This is a genomic window from Tepidicaulis sp., assembly GCF_965222285.1.
Classification (GTDB): Bacteria; Pseudomonadota; Alphaproteobacteria; order Parvibaculales; family Parvibaculaceae; genus Tepidicaulis.
Genome location: NZ_OZ244942.1, coordinates 854,436 through 873,916, shown reverse-complemented (window position 1 = coordinate 873,916; position 19,481 = coordinate 854,436). Strand labels below are relative to the sequence as shown.

Annotated in this window: 16 protein-coding genes; 6 read left to right on the top strand and 10 right to left on the bottom strand. The window is 61.4% G+C overall.

The genetic code is table 11. From position 1 onward, the window contains the following. Positions 1-351 precede the first annotated feature (351 nt). The 5 genes from ACOQOT_RS04105 to ACOQOT_RS04085 all read left to right on the top strand — a co-directional run bounded on the left by ACOQOT_RS04105 (position 352) and on the right by ACOQOT_RS04085 (position 5,923). The gene (locus tag ACOQOT_RS04105) at positions 352-1,155 is read left to right on the top strand and encodes a hypothetical protein (protein WP_420561104.1); all 804 of its coding nucleotides are present in this window, start codon (positions 352-354) and stop codon (positions 1,153-1,155) included. A 244-nt stretch (positions 1,156-1,399) separates the two neighbouring features. Then, entirely contained in the window at positions 1,400-2,518 is a 1,119-nt protein-coding gene (gene nadA / locus ACOQOT_RS04100) for a quinolinate synthase NadA (protein ID WP_420561103.1), read from the top strand. 65 nt (positions 2,519-2,583) lie between these two features. Beyond that, entirely contained in the window at positions 2,584-4,143 is a 1,560-nt protein-coding gene (locus ACOQOT_RS04095) for an L-aspartate oxidase (RefSeq protein ID WP_420561102.1), read from the top strand. Beyond that, entirely contained in the window at positions 4,140-5,006 is an 867-nt protein-coding gene (gene nadC, locus ACOQOT_RS04090; protein WP_420561101.1) for a carboxylating nicotinate-nucleotide diphosphorylase, read from the top strand. Before ACOQOT_RS04095 ends, nadC begins: the two co-directional genes overlap by 4 nt. A 107-nt stretch (positions 5,007-5,113) precedes the next feature. Continuing rightward, positions 5,114-5,923 carry an SDR family oxidoreductase gene (locus ACOQOT_RS04085; protein ID WP_420561100.1) on the top strand — a complete coding sequence of 270 codons (810 nt, stop codon included), beginning with the start codon at positions 5,114-5,116 and terminating at the stop codon, positions 5,921-5,923. A gap of 196 nt (positions 5,924-6,119) precedes the next feature. Here the strand turns inward: ACOQOT_RS04085 and ACOQOT_RS04080 are convergent, their stop codons facing one another. The 8 genes from ACOQOT_RS04080 to ACOQOT_RS04045 form a co-directional block, all read right to left on the bottom strand. Then, the gene (locus tag ACOQOT_RS04080) at positions 6,120-6,839 is read right to left on the bottom strand and encodes a cell wall hydrolase (RefSeq protein WP_420561099.1); all 720 of its coding nucleotides are present in this window, start codon (positions 6,837-6,839) and stop codon (positions 6,120-6,122) included. Between the two features lie 412 nt (positions 6,840-7,251). Continuing rightward, a complete protein-coding gene (gene ppdK / locus ACOQOT_RS04075) occupies positions 7,252-9,936 on the bottom strand; it encodes a pyruvate, phosphate dikinase (RefSeq protein ID WP_420561098.1) in 2,685 nt (894 codons plus the stop codon). A gap of 155 nt (positions 9,937-10,091) precedes the next feature. Then, a complete protein-coding gene (gene glyS / locus ACOQOT_RS04070; protein ID WP_420561097.1) occupies positions 10,092-12,134 on the bottom strand; it encodes a glycine--tRNA ligase subunit beta in 2,043 nt (680 codons plus the stop codon). A gap of 3 nt (positions 12,135-12,137) precedes the next feature. Further along, positions 12,138-13,067, bottom strand: coding sequence for a glycine--tRNA ligase subunit alpha (locus tag ACOQOT_RS04065; protein ID WP_420561096.1), 930 nt, complete (start codon positions 13,065-13,067; stop codon positions 12,138-12,140). A gap of 133 nt (positions 13,068-13,200) precedes the next feature. Then, the gene (locus tag ACOQOT_RS04060; protein WP_420561095.1) at positions 13,201-13,410 is read right to left on the bottom strand and encodes a hypothetical protein; all 210 of its coding nucleotides are present in this window, start codon (positions 13,408-13,410) and stop codon (positions 13,201-13,203) included. Between the two features lie 43 nt (positions 13,411-13,453). Then, positions 13,454-14,389: a S49 family peptidase gene (locus ACOQOT_RS04055; protein WP_420561094.1), complete on the bottom strand. Its 936-nt coding sequence runs from the start codon at positions 14,387-14,389 to the stop codon at positions 13,454-13,456. 66 nt (positions 14,390-14,455) lie between these two features. Continuing rightward, positions 14,456-15,250 (bottom strand): tRNA1(Val) (adenine(37)-N6)-methyltransferase, encoded by a 795-nt coding sequence (locus tag ACOQOT_RS04050; protein ID WP_420561093.1) that lies wholly within the window; start codon positions 15,248-15,250, stop codon positions 14,456-14,458. Beyond that, positions 15,250-15,468, bottom strand: a complete 219-nt coding sequence (locus tag ACOQOT_RS04045) for a DUF2007 domain-containing protein (RefSeq protein WP_420561092.1) — start codon at positions 15,466-15,468, stop codon at positions 15,250-15,252. Before ACOQOT_RS04045 ends, ACOQOT_RS04050 begins: the two co-directional genes overlap by 1 nt. Before the next feature lie 180 nt (positions 15,469-15,648). On the opposite strand from ACOQOT_RS04045, the gene ACOQOT_RS04040 reads away from it, so the two are divergent. Then, positions 15,649-16,665, top strand: coding sequence for a polyprenyl synthetase family protein (locus ACOQOT_RS04040; RefSeq protein WP_420561091.1), 1,017 nt, complete (start codon positions 15,649-15,651; stop codon positions 16,663-16,665). 18 nt (positions 16,666-16,683) lie between these two features. On the opposite strand, the gene ACOQOT_RS04035 is transcribed toward ACOQOT_RS04040, so the two are convergent. Together ACOQOT_RS04035 and ACOQOT_RS04030 are read right to left on the bottom strand one after the other, a co-directional pair. Beyond that, positions 16,684-17,565: a 4-(cytidine 5'-diphospho)-2-C-methyl-D-erythritol kinase gene (locus ACOQOT_RS04035; protein WP_420561090.1), complete on the bottom strand. Its 882-nt coding sequence runs from the start codon at positions 17,563-17,565 to the stop codon at positions 16,684-16,686. A 4-nt stretch (positions 17,566-17,569) separates the two neighbouring features. Beyond that, a complete protein-coding gene (locus ACOQOT_RS04030; protein ID WP_420561089.1) occupies positions 17,570-19,378 on the bottom strand; it encodes a tetratricopeptide repeat protein in 1,809 nt (602 codons plus the stop codon). Positions 19,379-19,481 lie beyond the last annotated feature (103 nt).

The following is a 19,481-nucleotide window of genomic DNA, read 5'->3' as shown; positions in this document are numbered from 1 at the left end:
CTTTATACGAATTGATATTCTGCAGATCAACCACGACCAGCCGATCGTTTAAAATATCTAGTTTCCCATACAGCAGCAATCTTATAACATCCCTATGAGCTTTATAGATTTAGGGAGGTTAAATTGTCCGATCACGGATTCACAGAAGGTGACGAAGTTCAACACAAAACCAGCACAAAGAAAATGATCTACATTGGCAACAATAGTTACGGTGAAGCACTTTGTGAATGGACGGATCCTTCAGGAGCACCTTGCAGAGGAAGTTTTTCGTACGCCGCACTCAAAAAGTACGAACCTCCCCAGCCAGGCGTATTAGTTGTGTAGCTGCAAAAACATCAAAGATATCGCTACATGACTTCGAACGAAGACAACAGAAACACACTGGAGCCTAATTCTAACAAGAAAGCCGCTCGAGCAGCGATGAACGCGTTGGGCGGCGCTATTCCGTTCGTTGGTGGCTTATTGTCTGCCGGCGCAAGCTACTGGTCCGAAAGCGAACAAGAAGATGTAGTCAGAGTACTCCAGCAATGGATACAGATGCTTGAAGACGAATTAAGAGAAAAGGGAAAAACCATAGCTGAAGTGGTTGCCCGCTTGGACATGCAAGATCATGCTATTCAGCAACGCATTGAATCTGAGGAATATCAAGCTCTCTTAAAGAAGGTTTTTCGCAACTGGGCGTCGGTGGATACAGAGTACAAGCGTCAACGCGTTAGAAATGTTCTAGCCAATGCGGCTGCGGCGCATACCAGTTCAGATGACGTTGTTCGTCTATTTTTGGACTGGATAAATCTCTATTCTGATTTTCATTTCCAAGTAATAGGTGAAATCTACCGGCAACCCGGCGTTACGCGGGGCGAGATATGGAGCAATCTTGGAAGGCCTGCAGTCAGAGAAGACTCTGCCGATGCAGACCTCTTTAAGTTACTTGTGAGGGACCTCAGCACCGGGGGAGTCATAAGACAACATCGCCCGACGGACTATCATGGGAACTTCTTGCGGCAACAACCAAAACGCACCAATCGCGGCCAAGCGTCAAGTGTGGCAAAATCAGCTTTTGACAGAGCAGATCCCTATGAGTTGACTGAGCTAGGAAAGCAATTTGTTCACTACGCGATGACCGAACTTACAGCGAAGATTGAATTCCAAGAATAGTCACTGTTTAAGCGACCATACGCTTATATATAAGGGATGTGGATCTGCCGACTCGCACGGTGTCGAAAGAGCCCCCCCTTAAATCAAGCTGGTATGCTCACCACCCCCTTGATCCCGCGTCATTAAAACATCATATCTCGCTTGACGCGGCTAATGCTCAAACGTAGCATAAGCCCCTCGGCCGGCCCCGACCGGTATTTTTTGAGCGATTATTTATACTCAAAGTGAGTATAAGGAGGCAGCGATGGCCCTGGTTCTGGATAAACGGTCCGGCGAAACCCCGGCAGCGAAAGCGCCGGCCAAACAAGCGCTAGAAGGAAAAGAGGCGACGCCGCCCCGCAATCCCCGTTTCAAGCCGCTTCCCATGCCCGATCTGGAATATACGCCGGAAGTGGCGAGAGAAATGGCGCCTTATTATGAGCGGGTGAAACATGTCATCCCCGCCGTCGAATGGCCGGTCTATGCGCCTTATGTGAAGGCGATCAACGAGCTGAAAAAAGAGCGGAACGCCGTGCTGCTCGCCCATAACTACATGACGCCGGAAATCTTCCACTGCGTCGGCGACATTATGGGCGACTCGCTGCATCTCGCCAAAGAAGCCGCGCGCGCGGAAGCGGACGTCATCGTCCAGTGCGGCGTGCATTTCATGGCCGAGACCTCGAAAATCCTGAGCCCGGAAAAGACCGTGCTCATTCCCGACAGCCGGGCGGGCTGCTCGCTTGCCGAAGGGATTACGGGCGCGGATGTGCGCGCGCTGAAAGCGAAATATCCGGGCGTGCCCGTCGTCACCTACGTCAACACGACGGCAGAAGTGAAAGCGGAAAGCGACATTTGCTGCACCTCCTCCAACGCGGTGCAGGTGGTCGAAAGCCTCGGCGTGCCGGAGGTCATCATGATCCCGGACCAGTATCTCGCCATGAATGTGGCCGCCCAGACCAATGTGAAGATCCACACATATGCCGGCTCCTGCGAAGTGCATGAGCGCTTCACGCCGGAAGAGCTGCGCGCCTACCGCGAGGACGATCCGTCCATCGTCATCATCGCGCACCCGGAATGCCCGCCGGATGTGGTGAAGGAAGCCGATTTCTCCGGCTCCACCTCCGCCATGATCAATTGGGTGAAGGTCAACAAGCCGAAGAAAGTGGTGATGGTGACCGAATGCTCGATGAGCGACAATGTGGCCGCGGAGACGCCGGAGGTGGAATTCGTGCGCCCCTGCAATCTGTGCCCGCATATGAAGCGGATCACGCTGCCGAACATTCTCGATGCGCTGGTTTACATGCATGAGGAAGTGACGGTCGATCCGGCTTTGGCCGCACGGGCGCGGGCCGCCGTCGAGCGGATGATCAATCTGCCCGTCTGAGCGGGCGCACTTTAAGGGCCTCTCAAGCGGAGGCTCTTAAAGACGCGAAAAAGCGGGGCACGCGCGTGGCCGCACTTCCTGAAATTTCAGATGCCGGCGATGTGCTGATCGCGGGCGGCGGGCTTGCCGGGCTTTTCACGGCACTGAAGCTCGCGCCCTTGCGCGTGACGGTGCTGGCGGCTGCGCCCATCGGCAATGGCGCCTCCTCCGCCTGGGCGCAAGGGGGGATTGCCGCGGCCATTCATGAAGGCGACACGGCAGAGGCCCATGCCGCCGACACGGTGGCGGCGGGCGCCGGGCTCGTCGATCCCGCCATCGCCCAGCTTCTGGCCCGCGAGGCCCCGGCGCGCATTGCCGATCTTCTGCAGCTCGGCGTGCCCTTCGACCGGGACCTTGAAGGCAAGCTCGCCGTGGGCCTGGAAGCGGCGCACAGCCAGGCGCGCATCGTCCATGTGGAAGGCGACAAGGCGGGCAAGGCGATCATGGAAGCGCTGATCGCCGCCGTGCGCGCCGCCCCGTCCATCCGCATCATCGAACATGCCGAAGCCTATGAACTCATTTCCGCGGGCGGGCGGATCTCAGGCGTTCATGCGCTGGTGAGCGGCAAGCGCGTCTCTTTCCTCGCGCGGGCCACGGTGCTTGCCACCGGGGGCACCGGCGCGCTTTATGCCGTGACCACCAACCCGGCGGAAGCGCGCGGCCAGGGCCTTGCCATGGCGGCGCGGGCGGGCGCGGAAATCGCCGATCCGGAATTCGTGCAGTTTCATCCGACCGCGATTGCCGCGGAGAAAGACCCCGCCCCGCTTGTGACCGAAGCCTTGCGCGGGGCAGGCGCGGTGCTGACCGATGCGGCGGGGCAGCGCTTTACCGACGAGCTTGCCCCGCGCGATCAAGTGGCAAGGGCCATCGGCGCGCGCATCACGCGCGGGGAAAAAATCTTTCTCGATGCGCGGGCAGCCGTGGGGGCGACATTCCCGACGGCCTTTCCCACCGTCTATGCCCATTGCCAGGCGCTCGGCATCGACCCGGTGCGTGAGCCCATTCCCGTTGCCCCGGCCGCGCATTATCACATGGGCGGCGTGCGCACGGATGCAGAGGGGCGCAGCTCCCTTGCCGGGCTTTGGGCCTGCGGAGAGGTTGCCTCCACCGGCGCGCATGGGGCGAACCGGCTTGCCTCCAACTCGCTTTTGGAAGCAGTGGTCTTCGGCGCGCGCGTTGCCGAAGACATTATGAATGCGCAGCTTCCCTCCCCCGCCCTTCGCGCACGGGAAGCGGAAATGGCAGCGCCCGAAAACGCGCATCTGCCGCTCCTTCAGCGCCTGCGCCGGCGCATGAGCGCCAAGGTTGGCGTGGTGCGCGAGGCGGGCGGTCTTAGCCAAGCGCTGGAGCTGATCGAGGTGTTGCGCGATGAGGCGGCAGGACCTGCCCGCACGCTCAGCGCCTTTGAGAACCCGGCGATTGCCGCCCATCTCATGACGCGCGCCGCGCTTGCCCGCGAGGAAAGCCGGGGCGGCCATTACCGCAGCGATTTTCCCGAGACACGGCCCGGCTGGGCGCATCGCAGTCTGCTTTATCTCACCCCGTCTCACGATCCTATGCCCGCACAAGAAGGAACCAAGGCATGAGTGCCCGCCCTATCGACCCCTTGCCGCAGCTCCTGATCGAAGGAGCGGTGAAAGCTGCGCTTCTGGAAGATCTCGGCCGGGCCGGCGACATCACGACGGAGGCGACGGTGCCCGCGAGTGCGCAGGCCATGGTCGTCATGCGCGCGCGCCAGGCCGGCACGATTGCCGGTCTCGATGCGGCGCGCACCGCCTTCCGCCTCGTCGATGCGGGGCTGCGCTGCGCGGTGCAAAAGCCGGACGGCTCGGATGTTCAGCCCGGCGACACGATCATGGCGATCGAGGGCAAGGCCCGCTCGATCCTGACGGGCGAGCGCGTGGCGCTGAATTTCCTCGGCCATCTTTCGGGCATTGCCACGACGACGCGCGCCATGGTGCGGGCGGTGGAAGGCACGGGCGCGCGCATCTGCTGCACGCGCAAGACGACGCCCAATCTGCGCGCCTTCGAAAAATATGCGGTGCGTTGCGGCGGCGGGGCCAACCACCGGTTCGGCCTCGATGACGGGGTGCTGATCAAGGACAATCACATTGCCGCGGCGGGCGGCATTACTGCCGCCATCAAAAGCGCGCGCGCCCATATCGGCCATATGGTGAAGATCGAGATCGAGGTGGACACGCTTCAGCAGCTTTCAGAAGCGCTGGAGGCAGGCGCGGAAGTCATCATGCTCGACAATATGGGCCCGGCCGAGCTGAAAGAGGCGGTGGCGCTGACGGGCGGGCGCGCCGTGCTCGAAGCCTCGGGCCGGGTGACGCTTGACAGCGTGCGCGCCATTGCCGAAAGCGGCGTCGATATCATTTCGGCAGGCTGGATCACCCATTCCGCGCCCTGCCTCGATATCGGCCTCGATTACGAGACGGCGCTTTAGGCCCGCTTCCTCATTCCCTTGCGTCAACTTATCCCGGCTCTCCCCGCCCCTCGACAGGGCGCGGGGGGCCTTTAAGATGCTCCCCATAAATATAAAGGGGAGATGTCATGAGTGACGCAAAAGGGCGCAAGTCCATTTTCATTACCGGGGCGGCAAGCGGCATGGGCCGGGAGACCGCGAAGCTTTTTGCCGAGGGCGGCTGGTTCATCGGCGCCTATGACGTGAACAAGAAAGGCCTTGCCTCGCTGAAGGAAGAGCTTGGCGCGGATAATTGCCTCACGCGCACGCTCGACGTGACGGACAAGGCGGATTTCGATGCAGCCCTTGCCGAATTCGGAAAGGTAACGGGCGGCACGCTCGATCTGATGTTCAACAATGCCGGGATCGGGCGCGGCGGGCTTTTCGATCAGATGGCTTATGAAGACATCATGGCGGTGGTGAATGTGAATTTCATTGGCGTGCTGAACGGCATCCATGCCGCCCTGCCGCTTTTAAAAGCAACGCCCAACTCTCTCTGCTTCACCACCTCTTCTTCCTCCGCGACCTACGGGATGCCGGGCATTGCCGTTTATTCGGCAACGAAACATGCGGTGAAGGGGCTGACCGAGGCGCTTTCCATCGAGCTGCGCCTTTACGGGGTGCGCGCGGCGGACACGCTGCCGGGTCTCATCGACACGCCCATTCTGCCGGAAGGGACCGCGGCGGCCGCCCCCAAAGAGGGCATGTTCCGCGCCATTCCGCCCATCGAGGTCGCAAAAGCCGTCTGGGCCTCCTATCACGATGAGCCGGAGCGGCTGCACTGGTTCGTGCCCAAGGAGATCGGCGATCTCGACAAGGCCTCGGCGCTCGATCCGGAAGGCACGCGCGATGAGCTTGCCAAGACCGGCCCCATCGCCGCATTGCTGGAACAAATGTAAGGAAAAGCGTGGATGACGAACCGCCGCCCTGTCTCGGGGTGGTCGGCCAATGAGACCGGAATGCCCGAAGGCATCCCAGGCATGCAGCCCGTCATCCTGAAAGAGACTGCCGAAAGAGAAAAGCCGGCGCATTGAGGTGTATCAATGCCCGGCTTTTCGATTTCAGATCAGGAATTCTTTCCGTGAGGCAGCGGCCCTACGAACGGGTCCCGGCCACATTGTTCCGGTAGAAGATGTGGCGGCCGATCTTCGTGACCTTGTAAAGCTGGCCCGCCCAGACCGGATTGACGTAATCGGCATGGTAATGGGTCACACCCTCGCCGATCACCGGCTCGCGGATCATGCCCATCAGCACGTGCTGGGCGGTGCGCTGGGCCTTACGCCAGGCAAGCTTGTCGCTCGGCGTCTTGGACATGCCATCGCAGGTGAAGGAGAACTGGCAGCCGGTCAGCCGCTCGGAGCCCTGATAGACCACTTCGCAGATGGAATTGGGATAACGGGAGGAGGCGACGCGGTTCAGCACCACTTCGGCCACGGCCAGACGCCCGGCATAGCTTTCGCCGCGGGCTTCATAATAAAGGCCGGTGGCGAGGCACTTGCGCTCTTTGGCGAAATCATGCGCGGCGCGGCGAATGCTCGTATCGGTCACGGGCCCGGCCTTGAGGGCCGAGGACAGGCTGGCCAACGTCAAGGGGCTGCCCACGGCGGCAACATCGCTCGCCAGAGGGGCATCTTCGGCGGAAAAGGCCAGAACTTCGCCTTCTTCCGTTGCATTGGCCGCGCCCGCAGGCCCGCCCGTCAGCACTTCGGCATGAAAAGAAAGGGCAAGCGCCGCCACCCCGGCCAATCCAAGGCCCGTGTGAGCAATATTTCCAGCCCAGCTTTTGAAATCCACGAAGTCGAGCAATCTCAGCATCGTCTCACCGCTTTCCGTCTATAGGCGCTTCTGCGTTGGTACGCTTTTCGGCGTCATACCGGCGGCGATCTCATTCTGAGACGTCCGTCCGGGGTTTTCCTTTTCCCCTGCAAGGCCGATGCCCGGCGGGGACCCCCTAACTGTCGATGAGGGCGAGTAACATAAAGAATCTGGGGCGGCAACAGACAAAAGATGTGCCTATGTGACGCAGTATAACCCATTGATTTCAAAGGATTATGTTCGATTTTTGGCTGATTTGGGGCAATGCCGGGGCGACTCAATAGGTTAACGCATCCGCTAAAATGCGACCCTATGACCACATAAATTTTAAGGTTTTGCGAAACCGGATTCTAACCCAAAAGGCCCCGGTTTTATTGTCCGTAAGCAGACAAAAGAACCGGCGAGAGAGGCCTTAAGCGTCCCGTTCGACCTGCGCAACGGCGGCCTGAGCCGCCGCCAGCCGGGCGATCGGCACCCGGTAAGGCGAGCAGGAGACATAGTCGAGCCCGTGATCGGCGCAAAAGCGGATGGAGGCGGGATCGCCGCCATGTTCGCCGCAAATCCCCATCTTCATGCCGGGCCGGGTAGCCCGCCCGCGCTCGGCGGCGATGGCGATGAGCTCGCCCACCCCGTCCCTGTCCAGCGAGACGAAGGGGTCCTGCTCCAGAATACCGTTGGTAAGGTACTCGTTGAGGAAGGAAGCGGCGTCATCCCGGCTGATGCCGAAGGCGGTCTGGGTGAGATCGTTCGTGCCGAAGGAGAAGAACTCGGCGGTTTCGGCAATCTTGCCGGCCTGAAGCGCGGCACGGGGCAGCTCGATCATCGTGCCGACCGAATAATCGAACCGGGCGCCCTTCTCTTTCATCACGGCTTCGGCCACCGCATCGATGCGGGGCTTGAGGAAATCGAGCTCGTTTTTCGTGGCAACCAGCGGCACCATCACCTCCGGCACGACGGGGGCGCCCGTCTGCTCCCCGGCAAGGAGCGCGGCTTCGAAAATCGCCCGGGCCTGCATCTCGTAAATCTCAGGATGGGAAACGCCGAGCCGGCAGCCCCGGTGGCCGAGCATCGGGTTGAACTCGGAAAGCTGGCCGAGGCGCCGCTTCAGTTTTTCCGGATCGAGCCCGGCCTGCGCGGCGACTTCCTCCACCTCTTCTTCCGTATGGGGGAGGAATTCATGCAGCGGCGGGTCAAGCAGGCGGATCGTGACGGGCAGGCCCTTCATGATCTCGAAAAGCTGGCGGAAATCGTCCCGCTGCATGGGCAGGATTTTATCGAGCGCTTTTTTACGGCCGGCGGAATCATCCGCCACGATCATTTCCCGCACCGCCAGGATGCGCTCATCCTCGAAGAACATGTGCTCGGTGCGGCACAGACCGATGCCTTCCGCGCCGAATTTGCGCGCGGTCTTGGCATCGTGAGGGGTTTCGGCATTGGTGCGCACGGTGAGCTTGCGGATCTTGTCCGCCCATTCCATGAGCTGCGCAAAATCGCCGGAAAGCTCTGGCTGGCGTGTCGGCACCGCGCCCTTGATGATCTGCCCGGCCGAGCCGTCGATGGTGATGAGATCACCCTTATGGAACGTATCGCCCATGACGGACATGGTCTCGCGGGCATAATCGATGCGCAGGGAACCGGCGCCGGAAACGCAGGGTTTGCCCATGCCGCGCGCCACGACGGCAGCATGGCTCGTCATGCCGCCCCGCGTCGTCAGAATGCCCGCGGCCGAATGCATGCCGTGAATGTCTTCCGGGCTCGTCTCGATGCGCACCAGAATGACGTCCTCGCCGTGCGACTTCATGTCGGCGGCTTCATCGGAGGAAAAGACGATCTTGCCGCTCGCCGCGCCCGGCGAGGCGGGCAGGCCCGTCGCCACGATATTGCGCGGGGCGTCGGGATCGAGCGTCGGGTGCAGAAGCTGGTCGAGCGAGGAAGCATCGACGCGGGTCACCGCCTCTTCCTCGCTGATAAGCCCTTCCTTGACCATATCGACGGCGATCCTGATGGCAGCTTTCGCGGTGCGCTTGCCGTTCCGCGTCTGCAGCATCCAGAGCTTGCCTTCCTGAACGGTAAACTCGATGTCCTGCATGTCCCGGTAATGGGCCTCCAAGCGCTCGAACACGGCTTTGAGCTCGCCGTAAACTTCCGGCATCGCCTCTTCCATGGAAGGCTTGGTTTCCTTGCCCGCCTCGCGCGCCGCTTTCGTCAGGCTTTGGGGCGTGCGGATGCCGGCCACCACATCTTCGCCCTGGGCATTGATGAGGAATTCGCCGTAGATCAGCTTTTCGCCGGTGGAGGGGTTGCGCGTGAAGGCAACGCCCGTCGCGCTTTTCGCGCCCATATTGCCGAAAACCATGGCCTGCACATTGACGGCAGTGCCCCAGCTATCGGGAATGTTATGCAGGCGGCGATAAGTTTTCGCGCGCACATTCTGCCAGGAACCGAAAACCGCGCCGATGGCGCCCCAAAGCTGCGCCGTCACATCCTGCGGGAAAGGCTCTTCGAGCTCTTCTTCCACCAGGCGCTTGTAGCGGGTGATAACTTCTTTCCAGTCTTCGGCGGAAAGGTCCGTATCGAGATAATATTCGTTTTCTTCCTTGAAGATATCGAGAATCTCTTCGAAGGAATGATGGTCGAGCCCCATCACCACATCCGAATACATCTGGATGAAGCGGCGGTAGCTGTCATAGGCGAAACGCTCATCGCCGGCTTTTTCCGCAAGGCCCTTCACCGTCTCATCGTTGAGACCGAGATTGAGCACGGTGTCCATCATGCCGGGCATGGAGGCGCGCCCGCCGGAACGCACGGAAACAAGAAGCGGGTTCGCCGCATCGCCGAAACGCGCGCCGACGGTCTCGCCCACTTTGGTGAGCGCCGCCTCGGCCTGGGCTTCGAGGCCTTCGGGATACTGGCGATTATTATCGTAAAAGGCGGTGCAGACTTCCGTCGTGATGGTGAAGCCGGGCGGAACGGGCAGGCCGAGATTGCTCATCTCGGCAAGGTTCGCGCCCTTGCCGCCCAGAAGATCGCGCAGACCCGCATGCCCTTCGGCAGAGCCGTCGCCGAATGCGTAAACCCATTTATGCGTGTCTGCCATTTTCGTTGTCCGTCTTTAAACGCTTCTACGTTCGACGCTTTGGCGCGGCGGCTCTCCGCCGTGCCGGGCGCGCGCACCGCGGGCCCGAACCGAAGATCGCCACCCTGGACCCCGGCAAAAAGCCGGGGTGACACCCGTTATATACGGCAGGCGCCCTACCCTTCGATCCGCGAGAAATCCGCCACGGCGCCTGTCGCCGCCCGGATACCGCTGAGAAGGTTAAGCCGATTCTCACGAATCTCCGCCTCCGGCGCGTTCACCGTCACCTTATCGAAGAAGGCATCGACCGGGGCGCGCAATTTCGCAAGAGCGGACATGGCATTTGCAAAATCTTCCGCCTCAATGGCCCTTGCCGCCTCGCTGCGGGCGCTTTCGAGGGCGGCGTGCAGCGCCTTTTCTTCCGGCTCTTTCAAAAGCCCGGCATTCACCGCGCCATCGAAGCTGCGCCCGTCCTTCTTCTCCTCGGCCTTGAGGATGTTCACCGCGCGCTTGAAGCCGGCCAGCAGGTTCGCCCCGTCATCGGTTTTCAGGAATTCGCCCAGAGCCTCGACACGCTTCACGATGAGAACGAGATCGTCCTGACCTTCCAGCGCGAAAACTGCATCGACGAGGTCGTGCCGTGCGCCTTGTTCGCGCAGGTGGACTTTGAGGCGGTCGGCGAAGAATGGCGGCAAGTCGTCCGACCGATCACCCCAAGACGGCAGATTGACGGCCAGCCGAAGCGGCAACCGCATATCGTTTTCCAGAACGATGCGAATTATGCCCAAGGTCGCGCGGCGCAGCGCATAAGGGTCTTTGGAGCCCGTGGGTTTTTCATCAATCGACCAAAACCCCGTCAGTGTATCGAGCTTATCCGCCAGTGCCACGGCCTGAGCGACCGGACCTTCAGGCAGATCGTCGGCAGGCCCCGCCGGGCGGTAGTGTTCGGCAATGGCATCGGCGACGCCAGAATCGAGGCCTTCGGCGAGAGCGTAATAGCGGCCCATCTGGCCCTGGAGTTCCGGGAACTCATAAACCATGCCGGAAACGAGATCGGCTTTGGCGAGCAGGCCCGCCTTTTCGGCCTTCGCCTTATCGCAGCCTGGAATGAAGGCGGAAAGCTCACCGGCGAGCTTCGAAACGCGTTCCGCCTTTTCACCCACCGTGCCGAGCTTGGCGTGGAAGACCACGTCTTTCAGCTTCGGCAGGAAATCTTTTTCCAGGCTCTTCTTCTTGTCTTCCTGCCAGAGGAATTCGGCATCGGCGAAGCGGGCGCGCAGCACGCGCTCATTGCCGTTGATAATGGCGGCGCCCCCATCTTCGGCGATGAGGTTGGAGGCGAGGATGAAGCGCGGGGCCATTTTGCCGTCCGCGCTTTTCAGCGTGAAATATTTCTGGTTCTCGCGCATGGAAAGGGAAAGCACCTCGCCCGGCACGTCCATGAAGCGCTCGTCGATCTTGCCCATCAGCACGACCGGCCATTCGACAAGCCCTGCCACTTCGCGCAGCAGCGCCTCGTCTTCCACAAGCTCGAGGTTCTGGGCATGGGCGAGATTTTTCGCGTCTTCCCAGATCGTGCGGGCGCGCAGCGCGGGATCGAGCATGACTTTGGCGTCATGCAGCTTTTTCTCGTAATCCTCAAAGCGCTTCACCTTGATGGGCGCAGGGCCCATGAACCGGTGGCCATAGGTCGTATCGCCCGCCTTGATGCCGTCCACCTCGAACGGCACCACCTCGCCGTCGAAGGTGCAGAGGATCGAATGAAGCGGGCGCACCCAGCGCAAGCTCCCCTCGCCCCAGCGCATGGATTTCGGCCAGGGGAAGGTGCGGATGATCTGCGGCACGATGTCGCCGATGAGGCCGGGCAGCGGCTGGCCCTTCTTTTCGATCACGGCAACGTAATACTCGCCCTTTTTATCGGAGCGCGTTTCGCACTGATCGAGGCTGAGGCCGACCGAATTCAAAAACCCTTCGAGCGCCTTTTCCGGCGCGCCGACGCGCGGGCCTTTGCGTTCCTCGCGCCGGTCCGGCTGCTCGGCAGGAAGGCCGGTAATGGAGAGCGTCAGCCGGCGCGGCGTGGCAAAAGCAACAGCGGCTTCGCCGAAGACATCGTTTTCGGCAAGCGCATCGGTCACGAGTTTTTTCAAATCGCCCGATACCTTTTCCTGCATGCGGGCGGGGATTTCTTCGGAGAAAAGTTCCAGCAGAAGATCGGGCATGGTTCAGGCCTCCTCTTCCACTTTGATACCGCCACCTTGCGGCGTCGCGAGATAGGCCGTGCAGCAGGCCTTTGCGAGCGTGCGCACCCGGCCGATATAGGCCTGGCGCTCGGTCACGGAAATGACGCCACGCGCATCGAGCAGGTTGAAGGCATGGCTTGCCTTGATGCATTGGTCGTAAGCGGGCAGCGGCAAAGGCGGATCGTTTTCCAGGAGCGCCATGCACTCGCCTTCCGCATCGCTGAAATGGCGGAAGAGCATTTCGGTGTTCGCCGCATTGAAATTGTGGTGGGAATATTCGAACTCGGCCTGCTTGAAGACGTCGCCATAGGTCACGCGCTCGTCCCCATCCTTGCCGTTGAAATTCAGCTCATAGCCGTTGTCGACGCCCTGGATATACATGGCGAGGCGCTCAAGCCCGTAGGTGAGCTCGCCCGCCACCGGGTTGCAGTCGAAACCGCCGACCTGCTGAAAATACGTGAACTGGGAAACTTCCATCCCGTCGCACCACACTTCCCAGCCAAGACCCCAGGCACCAAGCGTCGGGCTTTCCCAGTCATCTTCCACAAAGCGGATGTCGTGGTTTTTGGGATCGATGCCGAGCTCGTAAAGCGAGTTCAGGTAAAGCTCCTGAATGTTTTCGGGCGACGGCTTCAAGATCACCTGGAACTGATAATAGTGCTGGAAGCGGTTCGGGTTTTCCCCGTATCGCCCGTCGGTCGGGCGGCGGGAGGGCTGCACATAGGCCGCCTTCCAGTGCTTCGGCCCGAGCGCGCGCAGCGTGGTTGCCGGGTGAAACGTGCCCGCCCCCATTTCCACGTCATAGGGCTGCAGCACCACGCAGCCGTAATCGGCCCAATAGCGCTGCAGGGTAAGAATGAGGTTTTGGAAGGATACATCCTTCGCGGGCGGGCGGCCGGCTTGACCTGACATGAAGCTCTCTTGACGTTCGTGCTGGGGCGGAACCGCCCAAAAGCCAAAAAAGCGCAGAATCCCGCGCCTCAGGCCCGCGCACGTTAGCGGCGGGGCTGCGGGCGGTCAAGGCAGTGAGAGGGGGGTGCGGCGCTTAGCTTGAGGGCCGCTTTTCAGGCACATAGGTGCCGTCTTCGGCGCGGGTCAGACGGCCGAGATCGCGCGGCTCGCCGCTGCCGGTATGGCGGCGCATCTCGGCCTGCGCCTTGAGGCGGGCCTTGCGCGCGGCTTTGACGCCGTCCCAGATCTTATAGGCTGCGACCGCCGCTGCCATGGCAATGCCGGTCATCACGAAATCGCTCATTGGACGCTCCGGGTCTCTTCATCCCTTTAAAAGGACTACCCCATTAAAGGCCAAAACGGGACCAAAGGGAACGGGCCTCCAACGCGGCCATCAAATCCTCGGCCCAGGTTGCGGAGATTTGCGCGGAAATCTGCGGCAAATCCGCTTCCCCCCGGCTCCGGGCAATGCCGATGCCCTGGGCGCGGCGCCACCACGGCCGGGCCCCGCCTACCTTCTTTAACTGCACGTTTTTGCCGAATTTATGGCGCATCACCGAGCGCAGGTCGCCGAGCCCATCAATGAGGCCGAGCTCCTTGGCCTTTTCCCCAGCCCAGAAGGCGCCGGTGAAAAGCTCCGGTTCCTCGGCAAGGCGCTTGCCCCGGCTTTCCTTCACCAGCGCCTTGAAATGCGCGTGCACCTCGCGCTGCAGCGCCTCGAGGCGGGCAACTTCTTCGGCGCGTTCCGGCTGGAAGGGATCGAGCATGGCTTTCGATTCGCCGGCCGTATGCACGCGCCGCTCGATGCCGAGCTTTTCGATGAGACCGGTGAAGCCGAAGCCGGCGGAGATCACCCCGATCGAGCCGATGACCGAGCTTTCATCGGCGTAAATCTCATCCCCCGCGCAAGCGATCATATAACCGCCGGAAGCGGCCACATCTTCGGCAAAGACATAGACTTTGACGTGGTTTTCTTTGGCGAGCGCGCGGATGCGCTTATAGATGAGCGCCGATTGCACGGGCGAGCCGCCGGGCGAGTTGATGAGAATAGCGACCGCGCGCGCGCCTTTGACGGTGAAAGCCGCCTCCAGCGTGTCGGCGACGCTCGCAAGGCTCATCCCCTGACGCAGCGGGCTGACCGCGCCAATGGGCCCAGTGAGACGCAGAACGGGGACAAGCGGCGGGGCCTTTTTCCAAAAGAGCAGCTTTCTGCGGCGGCTCTTTTTCTTCTTCTTGGGGGCTTCGTTATTGGCTTCGCCGTTTTTCTCGGTGTTCTCGGTCAATTGCGCTCTCAATCTTTTCTGCGTTCTTTCATAAGTAAGACGGCTCGCCTCAGGCTCAAGTGCCGATCAGGAGACGGAAAAATCCAGCGCCTCGCCATGGCGGAGCACGGCTTCTGCCTCCGGCTCGAAACCGCCCTCCTCTCCATGCAGCACGAGGCCGGGCAACATGGCAAGGGGCGCGCGCGAGCCTTTGATGCCTTGCACGAGAAGCCGCCGCGCCGCTTTTCCCGGCGCCGGCCAGAGCGGATAGATGACGAGACCGCCAAGCTTCGTGCCGATGGCGCCGAGAAGCCCGCCCAGCGCATCGGCCCGGTGGATGAAACTCACCGTGCCTTTGGGCCGCGCCATGGCGCAGCAAAAATCCACCCAAAGGGCCAGATCCGCGCCCTCCGCAATATGAGCCGTGGATTTACCCGCATCGGGCGGCGTCCAGGTGGTGCCCGGCGCATAGAAAGGCGGGTTGGCCATGACATGATCGAAGGAATGGGGCGGACAGTCTTTTTCGGAAAGCGCGCCGCGGGGCGCGGCGACATCCGCCTCGATGAACCGGGCGCGCTCTTCCAGCCCGTTACGCGCCGCGTTTTCACCGGCAAGGGCGACAAGACCCGCTTGAATGTCGATGCCGCGCACCTCAAGCCCCTGTACCCGGCGGGCAAGGCAAAGCGCGGCAACACCCGCTCCGCAGCCCACATCGAGCGCCCGCTCGCCATGGATCGCGGGAACGGAAGCGGCCAGCATCACCGCATCGAGGCCGGAGCGATGGCCTTTTGCGGGCTGCAATATTTTCAGCCGCTCGCCGAGAAAGCCATCATCGGTGAGATCGCTGCCGGCAGCGGGCTTTGCGTGCGCCTCCTCGCCCATCAGCGCCCCTCCGCCTCACGGCGCAGCGCTTCGAGCACGCGCAGAGCCTGCGCCTCATCCTCATCCGCCACCATGATCCGCCGCGGCAGAACGCCGAGCGAACCTTCCACGATGCTCATATGCGTATCGAACTGCAAAGGCTCGATGCCCGCCTGGCGCAGCGCATCATCTAGCGCCGAGAGGAGAACGGGATCGGTGGTGCGTATAATCTCTTTCATCCGGCATCCGGTCCTTTCATGCCTCAGCGAAGCGGCTGCATCCTGCAAATCCGGCTTCTTTTCAGCCTCACAGCTAGTTGAGCGCGCATCCGCCGCACTTGCCGCACCGTCCCCCGCAGCCTATTCTGTGTTTATCGGCATTTCACGCCTAGAAACCGGAAATAAGAGCTGGGGATTACCTTGGGTATAGTGGTTCCACTTGAGGGCGAGCGCGGCAAGCAGAACGCTGTCGCCACTTTACAGGCCCTCGTGGCCGAAGACATGGAAAACGTCAACGATTTCATACGCGCGCGTATGGCATCCGACGTGCCGATGATCCCCGAGCTTGCCAGCCATCTGATCAATTCCGGCGGCAAGCGGCTGCGGCCCATGCTCACCCTCGCCTCCGCCCAGCTTTGCGGCTATGAGGGCGCCGATCACATCAAGCTCGCCGCCACGGTCGAGTTCATGCATACGGCGACGCTGCTGCATGACGATGTGGTGGATGAAAGCGATCTGCGCCGCGGGCGCAAGACCGCCCGGCTCCTTTGGGGCAACCAGGCCTCGGTGCTGGTGGGCGATTTCCTGCTCGGGCGCGCCTTCAAGCTGATGGTGGAAACGGGCTCGCTCCGGGCGCTGGAAATTCTCTCAAACGCCGCTGCCGTGATCGCCGAGGGCGAGGTGATGCAGCTTGCCGCCGCCAAGAACACGGCAACGACGGAAGATGCTTACCTTAAAGTCATCGCCGCCAAGACGGCTGCGCTTTTTGCCGCCGCCGCCGAAATCGGCGCGGTGATTTCCGGCAAGGACGGGGCGGAAGCCGCAGCGCTTGAATCTTACGGGCGCAATCTCGGCATCGCCTTTCAGCTCATCGACGACGCACTCGATTATTCGGGCGAGAAAGACAAGCTCGGCAAGAATGTCGGTGATGATTTCCGCGAAGGCAAAATCACCCTTCCCATCGTGCTCGCCTATCGGCGCGGCGATGAAGAAGAACGCGCCTTCTGGCAGCGCTGCCTGCAGGAAGGCGATCAGCGCGAAGAAGATCTGCCTCATGCGCTCGGCCTTCTTGCCAAGCACCGGGCGATCGAAGACACGATCAAACGGGCACGTCATTACGGTGAAATGGCGCAGGACGCGCTCGGCATCTTCCCGGACGGGAACATCAAGCAGGCGCTTTCCGACCTCATCGATTTCTGCATCGAGCGGGCGCATTAAGCGCGCGGTTTTTTCCGTTTAAAGAATAGCGGCAGGCCGGCACCACCAGTTGGGCCGGGCATCGGCAAGGCGCGCTGCCGCTTTTTCAAGCCGGCCCGCATCATCGAAAAGGCCGAAACATGTCGCGCCCGATCCCGACATGCGGGCAAGGTGACAGCCAGGCTGCACGCGGATTGCGCCCAGCACTTCTTCCAGTTCCGGCAACAAAGAAACCGCAGCGCCCTGCAGATCATTGTCATGCTCGGCGAGCCAGTCGGCAAATTCGCGGAAATTGTCGAAAGGTTCCGGTGCATCCTGCCCGCGTCCGTCATAAGCGCCCGCGCCAAGCTCTTTGAAGACGCTGCCCGTTGAAAGCGGTGTGCCGCAATTGACGAGCAGAAGATGCAGCCCGTCCGGCAAAGCAACCGGGGAAAGGCGCTCGCCGATACCGGTCATAAAAGCGCTGCGGCTTTCGATGCAGACCGGCACATCCGCGCCAAGCTCCTTGCCGATCCCTGCCAGGTCTTGCGGGGAGAGCCCCAGCGCCCAAAGCCTGTTGAGCGCCCGGAGCGTAGCGGCGGCATCCGCCGAGCCGCCGCCTATGCCCGAAGCGACGGGCAGATTCTTTTCCAGCTTCAGCGCGGCGCCCGCCGTCACGCCCGCTTTTTCCTGCAGCAGTTTTGCCGCTTTCAGAACGAGATTGTCTTCATCGGATAGGCTACCGGCAAAGGAGCCTTCAACTTCAAGCGTCAAAGTATCGCTGGGCGCGGCCCAAAGCCGGTCGCCCGCCTCTGCAAAGACCACAAGGCTTGCAAGCTCGTGATAGCCGTCCGTGCGGCGGCCGAGGATTTCCAGTGTCAGATTGATCTTGGCAGGTGCTGCTTCTTCAATCGCAGCGGGATCAGGCGCAGCAGCGGGCATGAGATCAGGCGCCCTTGTCTTCGGTCCCGTTTGCAGGCTCGGGCAAATCGGCCTCGCCGCGCTGACGCGCGCCTGCCGCTTCAAGACCGTATTCGATCTTGGCTTCGATCTGCGGCACGAGGTCTTCTTCCGGCTTCATTTCCAGCGCATGGCGCCACTGGAAGCGCGCCTCGATCTTTCGGCCGACTTTCCAAAGCGCATCGCCCAGATGATCGTTGATCACCGGATCATCCGGCTGCAACACCACCGCCCGCTCCAGATGTTTGACCGCTTCTTCGTAATTGCCGAGCCGGTAATGCGCCCAGCCCAGGCTGTCGACGATGAACCCGTCCTGCGGGCGCTGATCGACGGCCTTGCGGATCATCTCCATGGCTGTGTCGAGATTGAGTTTCTGATCGACCCAGGAATAGCCGAGATAGTTGAGCACCAGCGGGTGCTCGTCGGAGAGCACCAGGGCGCGTTTCAAATCCTTTTCCGATTCCGGCCAGCGCTTCAGCCGCTCATAGCAAACGCCGCGCGCATAGAGCACCGACCAGTTTTCTGGCCCGACCTCGCCCAGAATGTCGATGGCTTTCGTATATTCTTTGGCGGCTTCCGCATACCGTTCCTGCGCCCTGAAAATATCGCCGAGCGCCACCACCGGATCGATACTGCCGGGCATCCGTTCTTGCAGATCGCGCAGACGCTCTTCGGCCTCGTCCGTCTGCTCGAGGCGGTCGTAATTAATGGCGATCTGGATATCGGCATTAGGGCGCAGCGGCGAGCCTTTGTCCACGCCTTCATAGGTTGCGATGGCAGTGTCCCAGTCCTGCGCGCGCTCGTAAATATCGCCGAGCAGAATACGCGCCACATCAAAATCGGGGCGCAGATAAAGCCCGAGCTGCAAATAGACGATGGAAAGATCGAGCCCGCTTTCCTGCGCAAGCGCGCTGCCGAGCCCGTAAAGCGCTTCGGCTGCACCTTCTGCCGGACGGGTCACAAGCGGTTCGGGCTTTTTGCCCGAGGCAATGCGCGCCAAATTGGCTTTCATCAAAGGATGATCCGGCGAGAGCGCTTCATAATCGCGGTAAAGACTGGCGGCCTGATCGGCCCGGTCTGTGCGTTCAAGAAAACGCCCGTAAGCCTCAACTACGCGCAAGCTTGCACCGGCAGAGGCGGACATGGCCTCGCCGTAAGCGGCCTCGGCTTCTTCCTTATTGCCCAAATATTCGGCGATGAGGGCTGCATGATAAGAGCGGAAAAGCTCGAATGCCGGACGGCCTTTGAATGTGTCGAGGATAGCGTTTGCCGCATCGCCGTCCCCTTCCCCCGCCGCGGCCCAGGCGCGGGTGAGCGTGCCGATCAGAGCAGTAAAGGGCCCAGGCGTCGCCTCACGGATATGCCGGTCGGCATCCTCATAATCGCCCGACTTCAGTGCGCTGAGCGCGAGGACGAGGCGGGCAAGACGCTCTTCCCCGCCCGTCTCAAGAGACTTTTCGGCAAGCGCTGCCGCTTCATCCATATCGCCTGCGGAAATGGCGACGATAAAGGCGCGTTCGATCAAGACCGAATTGCCGGGGTCCTGCTCCATCGCTTTGCCGAGAAAACTGGAGGCGGCATCGAGATCGCGCTCGGCGCCGGCATAACGGCCCGCCAGATAATTGCCGAAGGGCGTGTCGGTATTGCGCGCCGACTGGCCGAAAGAGTTGCCCAGCCCCGCGCAGCCGCTAAGCGCCAGCGCCGCCGTCACAGCTAAAGCTGCGGCAAAAGAGCGTTTGGCCGCTCCGCCCTTAACGGTCATGGATCGGCTGGCGCTGCAAGACTGGACTTCCACGCTTTTCCTCCGGCTTCGCGAACTCAGGCCTTCGGCCCGGCAATACTCCCGGTTTCGGGGGCGCGGGCGGGCAGCGCGCGCATTTTCATCATAGTGAAATGCC

Coding starts and splice junctions, on each gene's coding strand:
- nadC (WP_420561101.1), top strand. CDS start 4,140: ATGAGTGCCCGCCCTATCGACCCCTTGCCGCAGCTCCTGATCGAAGGA.
- ACOQOT_RS04085 (WP_420561100.1), top strand. CDS start 5,114: ATGAGTGACGCAAAAGGGCGCAAGTCCATTTTCATTACCGGGGCGGCA.
- ACOQOT_RS04045 (WP_420561092.1), bottom strand. CDS start 15,468: ATGAAAGAGATTATACGCACCACCGATCCCGTTCTCCTCTCGGCGCTA.
- ppdK (WP_420561098.1), bottom strand. CDS start 9,936: ATGGCAGACACGCATAAATGGGTTTACGCATTCGGCGACGGCTCTGCC.
- ACOQOT_RS04060 (WP_420561095.1), bottom strand. CDS start 13,410: ATGAGCGATTTCGTGATGACCGGCATTGCCATGGCAGCGGCGGTCGCA.
- ACOQOT_RS04080 (WP_420561099.1), bottom strand. CDS start 6,839: ATGCTGAGATTGCTCGACTTCGTGGATTTCAAAAGCTGGGCTGGAAAT.
- glyS (WP_420561097.1), bottom strand. CDS start 12,134: ATGCCCGATCTTCTGCTGGAACTTTTCTCCGAAGAAATCCCCGCCCGC.
- ACOQOT_RS04065 (WP_420561096.1), bottom strand. CDS start 13,067: ATGTCAGGTCAAGCCGGCCGCCCGCCCGCGAAGGATGTATCCTTCCAA.
- ACOQOT_RS04035 (WP_420561090.1), bottom strand. CDS start 17,565: ATGCCCGCTGCTGCGCCTGATCCCGCTGCGATTGAAGAAGCAGCACCT.
- ACOQOT_RS04105 (WP_420561104.1), top strand. CDS start 352: ATGACTTCGAACGAAGACAACAGAAACACACTGGAGCCTAATTCTAAC.
- nadA (WP_420561103.1), top strand. CDS start 1,400: ATGGCCCTGGTTCTGGATAAACGGTCCGGCGAAACCCCGGCAGCGAAA.
- ACOQOT_RS04050 (WP_420561093.1), bottom strand. CDS start 15,250: ATGGGCGAGGAGGCGCACGCAAAGCCCGCTGCCGGCAGCGATCTCACC.